Origin of the sequence: Cobetia sp. MB87, assembly GCF_011319755.1 — a bacterium.
Lineage (GTDB): Bacteria > Pseudomonadota > Gammaproteobacteria > Pseudomonadales > Halomonadaceae > Cobetia.
The window spans coordinates 312,481-329,783 of sequence record NZ_VFBC01000007.1 but is presented as its reverse complement, the minus strand read 5'-3'; the positions used below and the strand labels follow the sequence as shown (position 1 = coordinate 329,783).

The 17,303-nt window shown below is 63.1% G+C and carries 13 protein-coding genes; 1 reads left to right on the top strand and 12 read right to left on the bottom strand.

Going from position 1 to position 17,303, the window contains the following annotated elements; all coding sequences use genetic code 11:
* Nucleotides 1-71: 71 nt before the first annotated feature.
* The 8 genes from CDPAHKCJ_RS07495 to CDPAHKCJ_RS07460 all read right to left on the bottom strand — a co-directional run bounded on the left by CDPAHKCJ_RS07495 (nucleotide 72) and on the right by CDPAHKCJ_RS07460 (nucleotide 8,855).
* On the bottom strand, nucleotides 72-1,103 hold the full coding sequence (locus tag CDPAHKCJ_RS07495; RefSeq protein ID WP_240916698.1) for an FAD:protein FMN transferase: 1,032 nt from the start codon (nucleotides 1,101-1,103) through the stop codon (nucleotides 72-74).
* Nucleotides 1,104-1,148: 45 nt separating this feature from the next.
* Complete coding sequence (gene nqrF, locus CDPAHKCJ_RS07490) at nucleotides 1,149-2,381, bottom strand: NADH:ubiquinone reductase (Na(+)-transporting) subunit F (RefSeq protein WP_043331915.1); 1,233 nt, start codon at nucleotides 2,379-2,381, stop codon at nucleotides 1,149-1,151.
* 25 nt (nucleotides 2,382-2,406) lie between these two features.
* Entirely contained in the window at nucleotides 2,407-3,027 is a 621-nt protein-coding gene (gene nqrE, locus CDPAHKCJ_RS07485) for an NADH:ubiquinone reductase (Na(+)-transporting) subunit E (protein WP_043331916.1), read from the bottom strand.
* Between the two features lies 1 nt (nucleotide 3,028).
* The gene (locus tag CDPAHKCJ_RS07480; protein WP_043331917.1) at nucleotides 3,029-3,697 is read right to left on the bottom strand and encodes an NADH:ubiquinone reductase (Na(+)-transporting) subunit D; all 669 of its coding nucleotides are present in this window, start codon (nucleotides 3,695-3,697) and stop codon (nucleotides 3,029-3,031) included.
* A gap of 2 nt (nucleotides 3,698-3,699) precedes the next feature.
* Nucleotides 3,700-4,482 (bottom strand): Na(+)-translocating NADH-quinone reductase subunit C, encoded by a 783-nt coding sequence (locus CDPAHKCJ_RS07475; protein WP_166019268.1) that lies wholly within the window; start codon nucleotides 4,480-4,482, stop codon nucleotides 3,700-3,702.
* A gap of 1 nt (nucleotide 4,483) precedes the next feature.
* A complete protein-coding gene (locus CDPAHKCJ_RS07470) occupies nucleotides 4,484-5,716 on the bottom strand; it encodes an NADH:ubiquinone reductase (Na(+)-transporting) subunit B (protein WP_043331920.1) in 1,233 nt (410 codons plus the stop codon).
* Nucleotides 5,716-7,065 carry a Na(+)-translocating NADH-quinone reductase subunit A gene (locus CDPAHKCJ_RS07465; RefSeq protein WP_166019267.1) on the bottom strand — a complete coding sequence of 450 codons (1,350 nt, stop codon included), beginning with the start codon at nucleotides 7,063-7,065 and terminating at the stop codon, nucleotides 5,716-5,718. Before CDPAHKCJ_RS07465 ends, CDPAHKCJ_RS07470 begins: the two co-directional genes overlap by 1 nt.
* 341 nt (nucleotides 7,066-7,406) lie before the next feature.
* Nucleotides 7,407-8,855, bottom strand: coding sequence for a glyceraldehyde-3-phosphate dehydrogenase (locus CDPAHKCJ_RS07460; protein WP_166019266.1), 1,449 nt, complete (start codon nucleotides 8,853-8,855; stop codon nucleotides 7,407-7,409).
* Between the two features lie 554 nt (nucleotides 8,856-9,409).
* Here CDPAHKCJ_RS07460 and mfd point away from each other — a divergent pair.
* The gene (gene mfd / locus CDPAHKCJ_RS07455; RefSeq protein WP_166019265.1) at nucleotides 9,410-12,937 is read left to right on the top strand and encodes a transcription-repair coupling factor; all 3,528 of its coding nucleotides are present in this window, start codon (nucleotides 9,410-9,412) and stop codon (nucleotides 12,935-12,937) included.
* Nucleotides 12,938-13,054: 117 nt separating this feature from the next.
* Here the strand turns inward: mfd and CDPAHKCJ_RS07450 are convergent, their stop codons facing one another.
* The 4 genes from CDPAHKCJ_RS07450 to nagZ form a co-directional block, all read right to left on the bottom strand.
* Nucleotides 13,055-13,792: an S-methyl-5'-thioinosine phosphorylase gene (locus tag CDPAHKCJ_RS07450; protein ID WP_166019264.1), complete on the bottom strand. Its 738-nt coding sequence runs from the start codon at nucleotides 13,790-13,792 to the stop codon at nucleotides 13,055-13,057.
* Between the two features lie 276 nt (nucleotides 13,793-14,068).
* Nucleotides 14,069-14,650, bottom strand: coding sequence for a hypoxanthine-guanine phosphoribosyltransferase (locus tag CDPAHKCJ_RS07445; RefSeq protein WP_233593439.1), 582 nt, complete (start codon nucleotides 14,648-14,650; stop codon nucleotides 14,069-14,071).
* Nucleotides 14,631-15,977 (bottom strand): mechanosensitive ion channel family protein, encoded by a 1,347-nt coding sequence (locus CDPAHKCJ_RS07440; protein ID WP_240916697.1) that lies wholly within the window; start codon nucleotides 15,975-15,977, stop codon nucleotides 14,631-14,633. Before CDPAHKCJ_RS07440 ends, CDPAHKCJ_RS07445 begins: the two co-directional genes overlap by 20 nt.
* Nucleotides 15,978-16,025: 48 nt before the next feature.
* Entirely contained in the window at nucleotides 16,026-17,171 is a 1,146-nt protein-coding gene (gene nagZ / locus CDPAHKCJ_RS07435; RefSeq protein WP_166019263.1) for a beta-N-acetylhexosaminidase, read from the bottom strand.
* Nucleotides 17,172-17,303 lie beyond the last annotated feature (132 nt).

Genomic DNA, 17,303 nt, shown 5'->3' with positions numbered 1-17,303 from the left:
AGACAAGAAAGCCCAGCCGGCTGCCTTTCGGCAGGCCGGCTCTCGGTAGACCGGCTCTCGGTAGACCGGAGTCAGGCACCGGCTTCCTCTGCGGGCTTCGTGTCGCCTGTCGCCGGCGCGTCCTTCAGGTAGGGCGCGAATGCCGGACTCCAGGACTGCTTGAAGCCATCATCCGTTTTGACAATGAAATAGGCGGCAATGTTCTCGCGATCTGCGATCGTCATTGCCTTCTCGGCGCCCAGCACGTTGAGTGCCGTAGCCCAGGCGTCCGCACTCGCGCAATCCGGCGTGATCACGGTGACCGAGGCCAGACTGTGCTGGATCGGTCGACCGGTACGTGGATCGATCGTATGCGAGTAACGTACGCCGTCCTGCTCGAAATAGTTGCGGTAATCACCGGAGGTGGCAACCGCGGCATTGCCGGGATCGATGATGCGCTGCACGGAGCGCTCGAAGGACTTCGGCGCTTCGATGGCGATACGCCACGGCTTGTGGCCGGGCTTCTCACCCTTGACGCGAATCTCGCCACCGACTTCGACAAGATAGTTCTCGATGCCATTGGCCTCGAGAACATCGGCGACCCGGTCCACTCCATAACCCTTGGCGATCCCCGACAGGTCGGCATACACCGGCTTGCGCTTGATCACCGTATTGCCATCGAGCTCCAGTGCCAGATGATCGACCTTCTCGAGCGCCTGCGCGATCTGTTCATCGCTCGGCGCCTTGTCGAGGCGCTCATCCGGGCCGAAGCCCCACAGATTGACGGCCGGGCCGACGGTGATATCGAAGGCCCCGTCGGAGCGCTTGCCGATATCCTGCGACTCGGCCAGCACCTGCGCCAGGCCATCCGACAGCGTGATAGGCGTATCCAGCGGCGCCTGATTGAGCTTCGAGAGCTCCGAGGCGTCCTTGTAGGTCGACATCTGCCAGTCGACCTTGTCGAGCGCCTCGAGGCTCGCCTGCTTGAGCGACGCCACCTCATCGGCGTCCAGGTCCGCAGCCACCGTGACATGGAACCCGGTGCCGAAGATGGGGCCGGCGAAGCGATGCAACTCAGGGTTGCTGGAATTTTCACAGCCTGCAACCAGCAGGGCCAGCCCCATGAGGGCCGGCCCTGCCAGTCGTCTTGCGACGCGTGACATCATCGATCAACCACCGAAGTCATCGAGCAGGATGTTCTCCGGCTCCACACCCATGTCGGTGAGCATCTTGACGACTGCCGCGTTCATCATGGGCGGCCCGCACATGTAGTACTCACAATCCTCAGGCGCCGGATGGTCCTTGAGGTAGTTTTCGTACAGGACGTTGTGGATGAAGCCCGTCGGGCCTTCCCAGTTGTCCTCAGGCTGCGGATCGGACAGCGCCAGGTGCCATTCGAAGTTCTCGTTCTCTTCGGCCAGCTTGTCATACTCCTCGTTGTAGAACGACTCGCGCATGGAGCGCGCACCGTACCAGAACGACATCTTGCGCTTGGAATTCAGACGCTTGAGCTGATCGAAGATATGGCTGCGCATCGGCGCCATGCCAGCACCACCACCGATGAAGACCATCTCGGCATCGGTGTCCTTGGCGAAGAACTCACCGAACGGCCCCATCACGGTCACCTTGTCACCCGGCTTCAGCGAGAAGACGTAGGTGGACATCAGACCCGGCGGATGCTGGGAATTCGGCGGCGGAGTGGCGATACGGATGTTGAACTTCAGGATGCCGTACTCTTCCGGATAGTTCGCCATGGAGTAAGCGCGGATGACCGGCTCTTCGTTCTTGTGCTGAACGTTGAACAGACCGAACTTCTCCCAGTCACCACGATACTCTTCCTCGATGTCGAAGTCGGAGAACTTGATGTCGTAGGCCGGCGCTTCCAGCTGGACGTAACCACCGGCGCGGAAGTTGACTTCCTCGCCTTCCGGCAGCTGCAGGTTCAGCTCCTTGATGAAGGTCGCGACGTTCGGGTTGGCGGTGACGGTGGTTTCCCACTTCTTCACGCCGAAGATCTCTTCCGGCACTTCGATCTTCATGTCCTGCTTGACCGGGACCTGGCACGACAGGCGCCAGCCTTCCTTCTTCTCACCCATGGTGAAGTGGGATTCTTCGGTCGGCAGGATGGAACCACCGCCTTCCGAGATCCGGCACTTGCACTGGGCACAGGAGCCACCGCCACCACAGGCGGAGGACAGGAAGATGCCGTTGGCGGCCAGAGTCTGCAGCAACTTGCCGCCGGCCTGGGTCGTCAGGGTGTTGGCGGGGTCGTTGTTGATCTCGATCTGGACGTCACCACTCGAGACCAGCTTGCTGCGTGCCGCGAGAATCACGAGCACCAGGCCGATAACGACCACAGTGAACATGACGACGCCGAGCACGATGATGGAGGTATCTACCATTTCGATTTCCTTATGCTCGGTTGCGTTACAGCTGGACGCCGGAGAAGGACATGAAGCCCAGCGACATCAGGCCAACGGTGATGAAGGTGATGCCCAGACCCTGCAGGCCAGCCGGCACGTCAGAGTACTTGAGCTTCTCGCGGATACCGGCCAGTGCAGCGATGGCCAGTGCCCAACCGAAGCCGGCCCCCACGCCATAGATGACGGACTCACCGAAGGTGTAGTCACGCTGCACCATGAACAGGGCCGCACCGAGGATGGCGCAGTTGACCGTGATCAGCGGCAGGAACACGCCCAGCGCGTTGTAGAGCGCCGGCACGAACTTGTCGAGGAACATCTCGAGAATCTGGACGATCGCCGCGATGACGCCGATGTAGGACAGATAGCCCAGGAAGGACAGATCGATACTTTCCGCCCCTTCCAGACCCGTCCAGGTCAGCGCGCCTTCACGCAGCAGGTAGTTCAGGATCAGGTTGTTGACCGGAACGGTCACCGCCAGCACGACGATGACGGCCACGCCCAGACCGATCGCGGACTGGATCTTCTTGGACACCGCCAGGAAGGTACACATGCCCAGGAAGAAGGCCAGTGCCATGTTCTCGACGAACACGGCCTTGATGAACAGGCTCAGATAGTGTTCGAACATGTTACACAGCCTCCTTGATCTTGGTGTTGGCGGTAATCTTGTACTCCGCCTTCTCGACCTGCTCCGGGTAGATGCTGCGCAGCACCCAGATGAACAGACCGATGACGAAGAACGCGGACGGCGGCAGCAGCATCAGGCCGTTCGGGATATACCAGCCACCGTCGTTGACGGTCTGCAGGATGGTCACGCCGAACAGGGAGCCGGAACCGAACAGCTCACGCACGAAGCCGACCACCAGCAGGATCACGGTGTAACCGAGACCGTTGCCGATACCGTCGATGAAGCTCATCGTCGGGCCATTCTGCATGGCATAGGCTTCAGCGCGACCCATCACGATGCAGTTGGTGATGATCAGACCGACGAAGACCGACAGCTGCTTAGACGTCTCGAAGGCGAAGGCCTTCAGCGACTGGTCGACCACGATGACCAGCGAGGCGATGATCGTCATCTGCACGATGATGCGGATGGACGACGGGATGTGATTGCGGATCAACGAGATGAACATGCTGGAGAACGCTGTCACCAGGCACACCGCGATCCCCATGATCAGGGCGGTGTTCATCGAGTTGGTCACCGCCAGCGCGGAGCAGATACCAAGGATCTGCAGCGCGATGGGGTTGTTCTTGAAGATCGGCGTCGTCAGGACACCTTTAGGAGTTTCGGCTGCCATCATTACGCTCCTTTGACGTCACGGAACTGGGTCAGGTACTTGGCGAAGCCATTCTCACCCATCCAGAACTGCAACAGGTTGGTCACGCCGTTGCTGGTCAGGGTAGCCCCTGACAGCGCATCGACCTGGTACTTGGCATCCGGAGAAGACGGATTCACGCCGCCCTTCTTCAGGTGCACTTCCGGGTCCATGCTGCCTTCGGGATAGATCTTCTTGCCATCCCACTGAGCCTTCCACTTCGGGTTGTCGACTTCGCCGCCAAGCCCCGGAGTTTCGCCCTGCTGATAGAAGGAGAGACCGACCACGGTATTGCCGTCACCCTTCAGTGCCAGATAGCCGTACATCATTGACCACAGGCCGTTGCCGCGCACCGGGACGATGATCTCGTCGGGCTGTTCGACATCGCCGACCAGATAGACCACGGAGTACTGCTCACGACGCTTGATGCCCGGCAGATCTTCGTCGCCAGACAGGGTGCGTGAGGTGGCCGGGTCCTTGGACATCTTGGCCTGGTCGTACTTTTCCGGGTCGATGTCATCGACGTAGTCACCAGTATCCAGGTCCACCACCTTGGCGGTGACCTTGTCACGGAACTGCTGACCGATGTCCTCACCCGGTTGCAGCAGCTCGGCGACCGCGAGGATGTTGCTCTTGCGATCCAGCTCGGCATTGGTCATCTGCATCGGACGCAGCACGACCGCTGCGGTGGAAACCACCACCGAGCAGACGATGCACAGCCCGAGCGCGACGCCGAGGGTTTTCTTGATGGAGTTGTTGCTGGCCATGTCAGACGGTCTCCTCGTTCGCGATGCCGGCAGTCTCGCGCTTGACGCGGCGCTTGATGTTGGCCTGCACGACGAAGTGGTCGATCAGCGGAGCGAACAGGTTGGCGAACAGGATCGCCAGCATGATGCCCTCGGGGAAGGCCGGGTTGGCGACACGGATCAGCACGGTCATCACGCCGATCAGTGCACCGAATACCAGCTTGCCCTTGTTGGTCATGGAGGCGGAGACCGGATCGGTGGCCATGAAGACCATACCGAAGGCGAAGCCGCCGATGACCATGTGCCAGTACCACGGCATCTCGAACATGGCATTGGTGTCGCTGCCGATGGCATTGAACAGCGCCGAGGTCGCGATCATGCCCAGCAGGACGCCCAGCATGATTCGCCACGAGGCGATACGCGTCCACAGCAGCACTGCGGCACCCAGGAAGATCGCCAGCGTGGAGACCTCACCCACCGAGCCCGGAATGAAGCCGAGGAAGGCGTCGGTCCAGCTCATCTGCTGCATCAGGGCACCCATGCCATCCTGGGCTGCAGTGGAGAGTGCGGTCGCACCGGTGAAGCCATCCGCCGGCACCCAGACCGCGTCGCCGGAAATGCTGGCCGGGTAGGCGAAGTACAGGAAGGCACGGCCGGACAGTGCCGGGTTGAGAAAGTTCTTGCCGGTACCGCCGAAGACTTCCTTGCCGATCACCACACCGAAGGTGATGCCGAGCGCGACCTGCCACAGCGGAATGGTCGCCGGCAGTGTCAGCGCGAACAGCACGGAGGTGACGAAGAAGCCTTCGTTGACCTCATGACCGCGACGCATCGCGAACAGCACTTCCCAGAACCCGCCGACCGCGAAGGTCACCAGATAGATGGGCAGGAAGTAGGTGGCGCCCAGGATGAAGTTGGCCCACACGCTGCCGGCATCATGGCTGCCCGCCAGCAACATGACGATGGCTTCACGCCAGCCGCCCAGCGCGCTGTAACCGCCCGCGATGGCCTCATTGGCCTGCAGACCGGCGTTGTACATGCCGAAGAACATGGCCGGGAAGGTACACATCCAGACCGTGATCATGATGCGTTTCAGGTCGATGCCATCACGCACGTGGGTGGTGCTGCGCGTGACGCTCGCCGGCGCATAGAAAATGGTGTCCACGGCTTCGTAGAGCGCGTAGAACTTCTCGTACTTGCCACCTTTGTGGAAGTGCGGCTCCAGGTTATCCAGAGTCTGTCGAATGCCCATCATCAGACCTCTTTCTCGATCGTGGTGAGGTTGTCACGCAGGATGGGACCGTATTCGTACTTGCCCGGGCACACGTAGGTGCACAGCGCGAGGTCCTCTTCATCAAGCTCCAGGCAGCCAAGCTGCATGCCGGTCTCGATATCACCCACGATCAGCGAACGCAGCAGCTGCGTCGGCAGAATGTCCAGCGGCATGACCTTCTCGTACGCGCCCACCGGCACCATGGCACGCTCGGAGCCATTGGTGGAGGTATTCGGACGGTAGTCGGTGAGACCGGTCAGCTTCGACAGGTAGATACCCAGCACCGAGTGACGCTTGGCGCCCATCGACAGCCAGCCCATGAAGGCACGCTTGTTGCCTTCCTCGAGCAGGCTCACCTGATTGTGGTAGCGGCTGACGAAACGCAGCGCCCCTTCACAGGTCAGGCCGGAGAACACCGAACCGGAGATGACACGCGTGTCTTCCGGCTGCTCGACTTCGCCCTTGAGCAGCTCTTCGGTGCTGGCGCCCAGACGGGTGCGCAGCAGGCGCGGCTTGGTGGCACGCGGGCCACCGACGGCGATGATGCGCGTGGTGTCCAGGCGACCTTCCGCCAGCAGCGTACCGATGGCGACCACATCCTGATAACCGACATGCCAGACCTGACGCTGCAGGCTGACCGGCGCGAGGTGATGGATGTGCGTGCCCGGCAGACCCGCCGGGTGCGGGCCCTTGAAGGACTCGCTGACCACACCGGAGACGTCGCCACCCGGGATATCAGCCCCCGGTGCCTGGCACAGGAAGACCTTGCCTTCGGTCAGACGCGTCAGTGCGACGAGCCCCTGACGGAAAGCGGCTTCCTGGCCCTTGAGGACCACGGCCGGGTCCGCGGACAGCGGGTGAGTATCGATGGCGGTGACGAAGATGGCTGCCGGCTTGGCATCCAGCGCCGGCACGCGCGAGAACGGGCGGGTACGCAGCGCCGTCCACAGACCGGACTCGACCAGCTGGTCGACCACGACCTGACGTTCGAGACCTGCAATGGCGGCGTCGCCATGTGCAGTGAATTCCACAGCTTCGCCCTGCGCGTCGATCTCGATGACCACGGACAGAAGCTTGCGCTTCTCGCCACGATTGATCTCGACCACAGTACCGGCAGCAGGCGCGGTGTAACGGACGCCCGGGGTCTTCTTGTCAGTGAACAGGAGTTGCCCCTGCTTCACCTTGTCCCCTTCACGGACTTCCATCGTCGGCTTCATGCCGACGTAGTCAACACCCAGGATCGCTACGCGACGAACGGGCTGCGCATCCTCGATACGCTGCTCCGGCGCCCCGGCGATGGGGAGATCCAGGCCACGTTTGACTTCGATCATAGACTCGCCCAATTGTCGGATCTGATGTTGTTCAGGAAAGATCACCCATCGTAGATACGCCTCGAGGCCGATAATTGACCAGGCAGCCTCGCGATTTTCGCGTATCAGGCAATGTGAATGCTTTTCTTATCAGACGGTTGGAGGTGTAGCCCAGAGATTGGACCGGCCCAAAAAAATCCGGCTCATTATAAAGATGCGAGGCCGGAAAGACCATACGACACTAAAGTGGTGCACACGCCGAAAACGCCAACGCCCCCGCCATCATTGAGGGCGGGGGCGTTGTAACAGCAGGTATTTATTTCAATTTTTCGCGAGTCACGCCACAGGCGCGGCGCATTGACTCAGCGCGTCGGGAAGTAGCTGAAACGCACGTTGGACATGTGCTGCAGAATACGTACCACCTGACAGCTGTAACCGAACTCGTTGTCGTACCACACGTACACGACGGCCTGCTTGTCGGTGACGATGGTCGCCTGGCCATCGACGATGCCGGAATGGCGGTTGCCGACGAAGTCCGAGGACACCACTTCACAGGAATCGACGTAGTCGATCTGCTTCTGCAGCGAGGAATGCAGGGAGGCGGTGCGCAGGAAGTCGTTCATGCGCTCGGCATCGCTTGCGGTGTCCAGCGTCAGGTTGAGGATCGCCATCGAGACATTGGGCGTCGGCACGCGGATCGCATTGCCGGTCAGCTTGCCGGAAAGCTCTGGCAGCGCCTTGGCGACGGCCTTGGCGGCACCAGTCTCGGTCAACACCATGTTGAGCGCCGCGGCACGCCCACGACGGTCACCACTGTGGAAGTTGTCGATCAGGTTCTGGTCGTTGGTATAGGAGTGCACCGTCTCGACGTGGCCCTGGCTGACACCGTACTCATCGTGCAGCACCTTCAGCACCGGCACGATGGCATTGGTAGTACAGGAGGCCGCGGAGATGATGCGGTCATCATCGCTGATGTCGGTGTGGTTGACGCCGTAGACGATGTTCTTCAGATCGCCCTTGCCCGGCGCCGTCAGCAGCACCTTGGCCACGCCCTTGCACTCCAGGTGCTGCCCCAACCCGGCCTCGTCACGCCACTTGCCGGTGTTGTCGACCACGATGGCGTTGTCGATGCCGTGCGCGGTGTAGTCGATCTCGGTGGGCGAATTGGCGTAGATGATCTTGATGTAGTTGCCATTGACGATCAGCGCCGAGTTTTCCTCATCGACGGTGATGCTGCCCTCGAAGGGACCGTGCACCGAGTCGCGACGCAGCAGGCTGGCCCGCTTTTCCAGGTCATCCTTGCTGCCACGCACCACGATGGCGCGCAGACGCAGCAGGTTACCGCCGCCGGCCTTCTCGATCATGATGCGCGCCAACAGGCGACCGATACGCCCGAAGCCATACAGGACGACGTCCTTCGGGTCGCCACCCATGCCGCCTTCGACGTAGCCACCGACGATATCGGCCAGTTCACGCTTGAGGAAGGCGGTGATGTCCGTCTCGTCGGAGCGCTTGAAGGCGACGGCCAGCTTGCCGATATCGACGTGGGCCGGGCCCAGGTTGAGCTCGATCATCGCGCGCACCAGCGGGAAGGTGTCTTCCACTGACAGCTCGACGCCTTCGGCCTTGCGCACCCAGCGGTGGTTCTTGAGGATGCGCACCATCGAGCGGTTGATCAGCGAACGCCCGTAGATGGAGGGCACGACGTTGAAGCGGCGGTAGAGATCTCCCAACAGCGGGATCATCTGCTCCGCGAGGGCTTCATTGTCCTGCCACTGCTTGAAACAGGCTTCGAGATTCTCTTGGCTCACGGGTGCATCCTCTCACGTGCGGGCAAATAATGATGGTCGTCACCGATCGCTTGGCGACGCCGGACAAGGCCAGCTGAGTATGCGTAACGCGGCTATGCACCACAATGAAAGGATGGTCGCACGCAGGGTAGTAGTGCTACAGAATCAACGATTTGACTACAAAAGCGCTTCCTCCATCCCACGCTCGGTCATCGGTGTCCACGGTGCTGAAAAGAGGATCACTTGCCCCCATGTGGCAACTGACTTGCTATGATCAAGCGCGACTCCTTTCATGGCGGCGACCGACGCTGCAGCCCATTGCGCTGCGATAGCTTGCGTTGAAGCGCCTGCCTTGTGGCTCTCCTGAGTGTGCCGTGCCCTCACCAATGTGCCGTGCACCCGAGAGACTGCCTTGCACCCATGAGTCGCTCAGCGTCATCTGCATGCGTGGGCCGCTCACCATGAGCGACTGACCCAGCACCTTATTTCACTCGGGCCCTGCCCGTGACGTCATCCCGTGCCGTGAACGCCGCAAGGCGTTGCGCCCAAGCCCAGGACACAAGACACCAGAGCCCATGTTCGAGACTCCGCTGACGCCCCCGTTGCCGCGCTCGCGCCGCGAAACCACCTTCTGGATGCTCAATGACCCCAGCGCCGCGGCGCTGGCGCTGGCGCGCCTGGCCGATGCCGATGAAGCGCCGCTGATGGTCATCACGCCGGACACCGCCAGCGCCCAGCGCCTGGAAGCCGACCTGCGCTTCTATACGCGCCATCCCGAGCGCCTGCTGCCCTTCCCCGACTGGGAAACGCTGCCCTACGACAGCTTCTCACCGCACCAGGACATCGTCTCGGAGCGTCTGCGCACCCTGCGTACCCTGCAGACCAGCCGCCGCGCCATCGTGCCGGTACCGGTCAACACCCTGATGCAGCGCCTCGCGCCGGTGGATTACATCGCAGGCCAGGTCTTCAGTCTCGCCAGGGGTGACATCCTCGATCGCGAGGATTTCCGCTCACGCCTGTCGCGGGCCGGTTACCGCGCGGTGGAGACGGTCTACGAACCGGGCGAATACGCCCTGCGCGGCGCGCTGATCGACCTGTTCCCCATGGGCAGCGTGCAGCCGCTGCGCATCGATCTGTTCGATGACGAGATCGACACCCTGCGCGCCTTCGACCCTGACACCCAGCGCAGTGGCGACAAGGTCGAGGCGATCGAGATTCTGCCTGCACATGAATATCCACTGACCCGTGGCGCCATCGCCTGCTTCCGCGAGGGCTTCGAGACGCTGTTCGATGTCGACCCGCGCCAGTGCATTCTCTACAACGACGCCATCAAGGGCATTCCCTCGCCGGGGCTCGAGCAGTATCTGCCACTGTTCTTCGACGAGACCGCGACGCTCTTTGATCACATGGGCGACGAACTGCGCATCGCCATGCTGCCCGGCGTGCGCGAGGCGGCCGAGAGCCACTGGGATGCCATCACCACACGCTACGCCAATCTGGGCGTCGACCCGACCCGCCCGCTGCTGCCACCGCACCGCGCCTTCGTGCCGGTCAATGAGCTGCTGGGCCTGATCAAGCAGCACGAGCGCATCGAGCTGGTGCGCGAGCCCAATGCCCACGCCATCGAATTCGGCCACCAGACACTGCCGAGCCTGGCCATCGATGCGCGCAGCGCCGACCCGACCCAGGCGCTGGCCAGCTTTCTCAAGCAGCGCCTCAACGGCGAACATGCCCAACGCGTGCTGTTCGTCGCCGAGACCCAGGGCCGCCGCGAAGTCGTCGAGGAGCAGCTCACCCCGCTGCTGCGCGGCTTCGGGCTGCGCAGCCTGGATGACTTCGCGAGCTTCGAGCACTTCGTGGATAGCCCAGCCGCCGTTGGCCTGACCGTCGGTGGCCTGACGCATGGCACCTGGGTGGCCAGCGCGCAGGGAGAAGATGCGCTGTCCAGTGATGACACCGACAGTCACAAGGGGCTGGTGGTCATCACCGAGACCGAGCTCTACGGCGAAGTGGTACGTCAAAGTCGCCGCCAGGCGCGCGCCACCGATGACAACGAGCTGGCCGTGCGTCACCTCTCGGAGCTGCGTGAAGGCGCGCCGGTGGTGCACCACACCCACGGCGTCGGCCGCTATCTGGGGCTGGAGACCATCAACGCCGGTGGCCAGGAGGCCGAGTTCCTCGCCCTCGAATACGCCGATGGCGCCAAGCTCTACGTGCCGGTGGACAGCCTGCACCTGATCTCACGCTATTCCGGAGCCAGCGACGAGCTGGCACCGCTGCACAAGCTGGGCTCCGAGCAGTGGGAGAAGGCCAAGCGCAAGGCGGCCGAGAAGATCCGCGATACCGCCGCCGAGCTGCTGGATGTCTATGCACGCCGCGAGGCGCGTGTCGGCCATGCCTGCGACTTCCCCGCCGAGGACTATGCACGCTTCGCGGCCAGCTTCCCCTTCGAGGAAACTCCGGACCAGGCGCAGACCATCGGCGCGGTGATCCAGGACATGTGCGCCCCCCAGCCGATGGATCGCGTGGTATGTGGCGATGTCGGCTTCGGCAAGACGGAAGTCGCGATGCGCGCCGCCTTCCTCGCCGTCAATGCCGGCCGACAGGTGGTGGTGCTGGTGCCCACCACCCTGCTCGCCCAGCAGCACTACGACAACTTCCGCGACCGCTTCGCCGACACCGCGGTGGAGATCGCCCTGCTGTCGCGCTTCACCAGCGGCAAGGGCCAGGAAGCTTCGCTCGAGCGCATCAGGAACGGCCAGGCCGATATTGTGATCGGCACCCACAAGCTGCTCTCCAAGTCGCTGGAGCTGCCCAACATGGGGCTTCTGATCATCGATGAGGAGCACCGCTTCGGCGTCTCCCAGAAGGAGCGCCTCAAGAGTCTGCGCGCCGAGGTCGACATCCTGACCCTGACCGCCACGCCGATTCCGCGCACGCTGAACATGGCGATGAGCGGCATCCGCGACCTGTCCATCATCGCCACGCCGCCGGCGCGTCGCCTGTCGGTGAAGACTTTCGTGCAGCAGCGCAACGACGGCGTGGTCAAGGAAGCCATCCTGCGCGAGCTGCTACGCGGCGGGCAGGTCTACGTGCTGCACAATGAGGTCAAGACCATCGAGGAGAGCGCCGCGCGCATCGCGGAGCTGGTGCCGGAGGCCAATGTCGGCGTCGCCCACGGCCAGCTGCCGGAGCGCAGCCTGGAGCGGCGCATGTCGGACTTCTATCACAAGCGCTTCAACGTGCTGGTGTGCTCGACCATCATCGAGACCGGCATCGACATCCCTAGCGCCAACACCATCATCATCGAGCGCGCCGACAAGTTCGGCCTGGCCCAGCTGCATCAGCTGCGTGGCCGCGTCGGGCGCTCGCACCACCAGGCCTACGCCTACCTGCTGACCCCGCACCCCAAGGCGATGACCCGCGATGCGGTCAAGCGCCTGGAGGCGATCAGCGAATCCCAGGACCTCGGTGCCGGCTTCACGCTGGCCTCCCATGACATGGAGATCCGCGGCGCGGGTGAGCTGCTGGGTGACGAGCAGTCCGGCCAGATGGAAACCATCGGTTACTCGCTGTACATGGAGATGCTCGATCGCGCCGTGAAGGCCATCAAGGCAGGCAAGACGCCCAATATCGAGTCGCCGCTGGATGAAGGCGTCGAGGTCAGCCTCAATCTGCCGGCACTGATTCCGGCCGATTATCTGCACGACGTCCAGCAGCGCCTGATGATGTACAAGCGCATCAGCAACGCCGAGAACGCAAGCGACCTGCGCGAACTGCAGGTCGAGATGATCGACCGTTTCGGCCTGCTGCCGGAACCGGTCAAGACCCTGTTCCGCCAGACCCAGCTGCGCCAGCGCGCCCAGGCCCTGGGTATCATCAAGCTGGAGGCCGGCGCCGGGCGGGGTCGCATCATCTTCGGCGCCCAGACGCCGGTCGATCCGCTGACGCTGGTCAACCTGATCCAGCGCCAGTCGGATGTCTACAAGCTGGAAGGCGCCGACACCCTGCGCTTCGCTACCGACATGGATGACGCCGAGAAACGCTTCAGTTTCTGTGAGACCTTGCTGGACCTGCTCAACGCCAAGACCAAGGCCGCCTGACGCCCCACTTACCACTGTGCACGTGAAAATGCGCAGAACATGAAAACGGCCTGCATCGCGGATGCAGGCCGTTTTTTCTGGTAGTCAGACCGCCTCACCTCCCAGGGGACAAGCGCCTCAGGCATGGCGTGCCAGAAGCGCTGCCAGCAAGCGCTGCACCCTGGGCATGCCAGCCTCGATAACGGATTCCGTGCCCGCGCGTGTCGGCTCCTCTTCGCCGACGCCTGCGGCATGGCTGATCACCAGACACAGGCTGGCATATTCCATCTCTAGCTCACGGGCCAGCACGGCCTCGGGCATGCCTGTCATGCCGACCAGCGTATTGCCATCACGCGCCATCAGGCGGATCTCGGCGGCCGTTTCCAGGCGCGGCCCCTGCACCACGCCCAGCACCCCGCCGGCCGTGATGGGCAGCCCCGCCTCGGCCGCCGCCGCATGCAGTTCCTCGCGCCAGACCCGATGATACGGCCAGGCGAACGACACATGCTGAAACGGCTTGAAACGCCCATCGAAGAATGAGCCCTCGCGACCGGTGGTGTAATCGATCAGCTGGTCCGGCACCACCAGTGTGCCCGGGGTCAGCGTCGGGTCGATACCGGACACGCAGTTGACTCCCACCACATGGGTCGCGCCCGCTTGTTTGAGCGCCCATAGATTGGCGCGATAGTTGATGCGATGCGGTGGCACCTTGTGCGGCTGACCATGACGAGCCAGGAACAGCAGCGGCTGCCCATTCAGACGGCCTTCCACGACGCCACAGGAGGCCGCCCCCAGGGGCGTTTCCTGACCGCCGCGCTTGAGCACTTCCATCCCCACCCAACTGCCGAACCCCGTCCCACCGATCACCGCCAGCATCGCCCGCCTCCTTGCCACCCATGTGCAGGAATCTCTCGGGACCGGACCCTCCGCCCCCTCAGCGAACGCTACTCCGAGCCAACCGACAACGACAAGCACAATCGTCATGTCTTGCGTCAAGAGAACAGAAAAGGCCCCGAAAACGACACCACCCGCCGCGGTTGCCCGGGCGGGTGGTGAACGAATGCCAGCGTTGACGATGGCTATCGCACGCGATGGCGATGTCAGTCGGCGATGGCGACTCACATCCGGCGACTCATGTCACAGACACTTGGGTTACAGACCCTTGGGCGCGTAGATGCCCGGCGCGTTACGCCAGTAACCCTTGTAGTCCATGCCGAAACCGAACAGGAAGCGGTCTTCGACATCCAACCCACAGAAATCGGCCTTGAAGCCCGGGAAGGCCTTGCGGTCATGCTTCTTGTCGACCAGCACGCAGCTGGACACGCTGCGCGCGCCGGCTTCACGGCAATACTCGAGGATCGCGGCCAGAGTGCCTCCTTCATCGAGGATGTCATCGACGATCACCACGTCGCGGCCGGCCATCGGCAGTTCCGGGTTGACACGCCAGAACAGCTCGCCGCCGCGCATCGCGCCACGGTAGCGAGTGGCGTGCAGATAATCGACTTCCAGCGGGAAGTCGAGACGGGTCAGCAGCTGGCCGGCGGTGATCAGGCCGCCGTTCATCACGCAATAGAAGATCGGCATGCGATCGCCGAGGTGTTCCGTCAGCTCAACGGCCATGCGGTCGAGTGCCACTTCAAGGTCAGCTTGCGGGATCAGGCAGTCGGCGTTGTCCATCACCTCACGCATTTCGTCATGCAGGGCGGTGAGAGTCTCAGGCGTCGGAGTCAGCATCGGGAGTTTCCTGGGTGTCACTGGCCTCATCTCCACGCCGGACAGGCGCAGAAGAGGATGTAGCAGCGGCGGTTGAATCAGAACGGCGGCGGGACCCGCGCGTCTGCGTGTCTGATGACGCCGCGGCGTTCTCCGCCTCGGCGTCGTGTTCATGGTGGCGTCCTTCAAAGGACAGCACATCGGCAAAGTGCAGACGCTGGCCAGGCAGCGCCACCTGGGCATCATGCTCACGGATGATGTCGTGCACCTTGAGCAGGACATCCTGCTTGATCGCGTGGTACTTCACCCAGTCGGTGGTGCGCGTGAAGACATAGACGAAGAAGTTCAGCGAATGCTCACCGTAGGTGGTGAAGTTCACGATCTGGGTGCGCGTCTGGTCGATCTCGTCATGGCCTTCCAGCATCTCGCGTACCGCGGCAACGATGGGGCCGACCTGGGCGGCATCCTCATAGCGCAGCCCCACGGTCTCGAAGATGCGGCGATTGTACATGCGCGACGGATTCTCCACCGAGATGCTGGTAAAGATGGCGTTCGGCACGTAGAGGGGGCGCATGTCAAAGGTACGGATACGCGTCAGGCGCCAACCGATATCCTCGACGGTGCCTTCGATCTCGCGGTCCGGTGAGCGGATCCAGTCGCCGACCTTGAAGGGCCGGTCGAGATGGATCATCAGGGCACCGAAGAAGTTGGCCAGCAGATCCCGCGCCGCAAAGCCGACCGCGATACCGCCGACACCCCCGAAGGCCAGCACCCCGGACAGCGAGACGCCGAGATTCTGCAGGATGGCCAGCCCCACCAGCACGACCACGACCGCACGCAGCAACTTGCTGATCGCCGAGGCCGTGGTGGCATCCATCGCGTTGACGTTGGTGCCGGGCGGCGGCATGGTGCGCAGCGCCTCGAAGCGCTTGACCATGCGAATCAACGCCCAGGCCAGCGCCAGCAGGGTCACGATCTGGCGCGCCGTGCCCAGGTACTTCTCGGCCCCGCCGAGGCTGAACTGGCCGGCGATGATGCCGAGCGCCAGCAACACCCCCATGCTGTAGAGCCAGAATGACAAGGGATGGCGCAGGCCATGCACCAGGGCGTCATCCCACAGGTTGCGGCTCTTCTCGGCATGCGCCGCCAGGCGAGTGAGCACCACTCGTTCGATGAGGTGCAGCAACAGCACCGCCAGCAGCAGCAGAGCCAGATTGATGCCCCATAGCGGCAGACCAAAGGTCTGCTCGACCCATTGGCGCAGCGGCTCGACCCATTGATTGATCATCTCTTCGGCAGGCGCTGCCAGCTTGTCGGCAGCAGCCTCGGTGGCGGATTGCTCAGCCATGGGGATTCCTTGCCAGTCGTCGACTCGAAAAAGACACCGCGTGCCTGATTATTGCGCGCTACCGGACTCAGAGGCCGACGACGTGTCAGACGCCTCGGCGCTGCCAAACGTGCCCGAGGGCATGGCAACCTGCTGTGATGCCTGGCTGGCCGCCATCGATTCGAGCCGCGCGTGGGTGCGCCGCCAGCGTGCCAGCCCCACCAGGCCATCCAGCGTCGGGCGAGCCCGCGCATAGCGCAACCGCGCCTGGCGCTTGCCTCGATGGCGCTGCTCATCGTCATCGAGGCTGTCGAGCACTTCGCGCGCGGCGGCCGGGTCATTGCAGACCAGCGCCATGTCACAGCCGGCGTCCAGCGCCAGGCGCGCACGCTCTGCCGGGCCACCTTCCGCGACTGCCGCCGCCATGCCCAGATCATCGGAGAAGATGGCGCCCTTGAAGCCGAACTCTTCGCGCAGCAGGCCCAACCAGCTGGGCGAGAAGCCCGCGGGACGTGCATCGAAATCCGGATAGATCACATGCGCCGGCATCACGCCGCCCAGACGCTCGGCGAGGGCCGCGAAGGGCTTGAGATCATGTTCGCGCAGCTCGCGGAACGGACGCGGGTCGACCACGCGCTCCAGATGGGTATCGGCCGAAATGCCACCATGCCCCGGGTAATGCTTGCCGACGGCGGACATGCCCGCCTCCTGCAGCCCATCGATGAAGGCGCCGCCCACCGCGATGACGTCTTCCGGCGTGGCGCCGAAGCTGCGATCACCAATGATGGTCGAGCCCGCCACATCGATATCCAGCACCGGCGCAAAGGTGATATCACAGCCGATGGCTGCCATTTCCATGCCCAGCAGCCAGCCGGCATCGCGTGCCAGACCCAGGCCTGCGGCCTGGGCGTCTTCGCCGCAACCATCACAGTCACGCCCGAGACAGCACTGTGCCAGGCTGCGCATCGATGGCAGGCGTGTCACGCCCTCGCGCAGACGCTGGACGCGCCCGCCCTCCTGATCGATGGCGATCAGCAGGTGGGGATTCACGCTGCGAATCTCGCGGCTCAGCTCCAGCACCTGCTCGGGAGAAGCGCAGTTGCGCGCAAACAGGATGACGCCCCCGACGGCAGGGCGTGCCAGCAGTTCACGTTCGTCGCGGGCGAGGGTCAGCCCCGCAACATCGACCATTACGGAGCCCAGTGGCTGTGTCATGTCATCCTTCCTGTCCATGGCCTGCGGCAGTGATGTCCCGTGAAGAGAGGAATCACGACCGTCAGGACTTCATGTCTTTTACGGGGCTTGGCAGCCTGGAAGAAACGTGATGAATCAGGCTGCCAGCGCGAG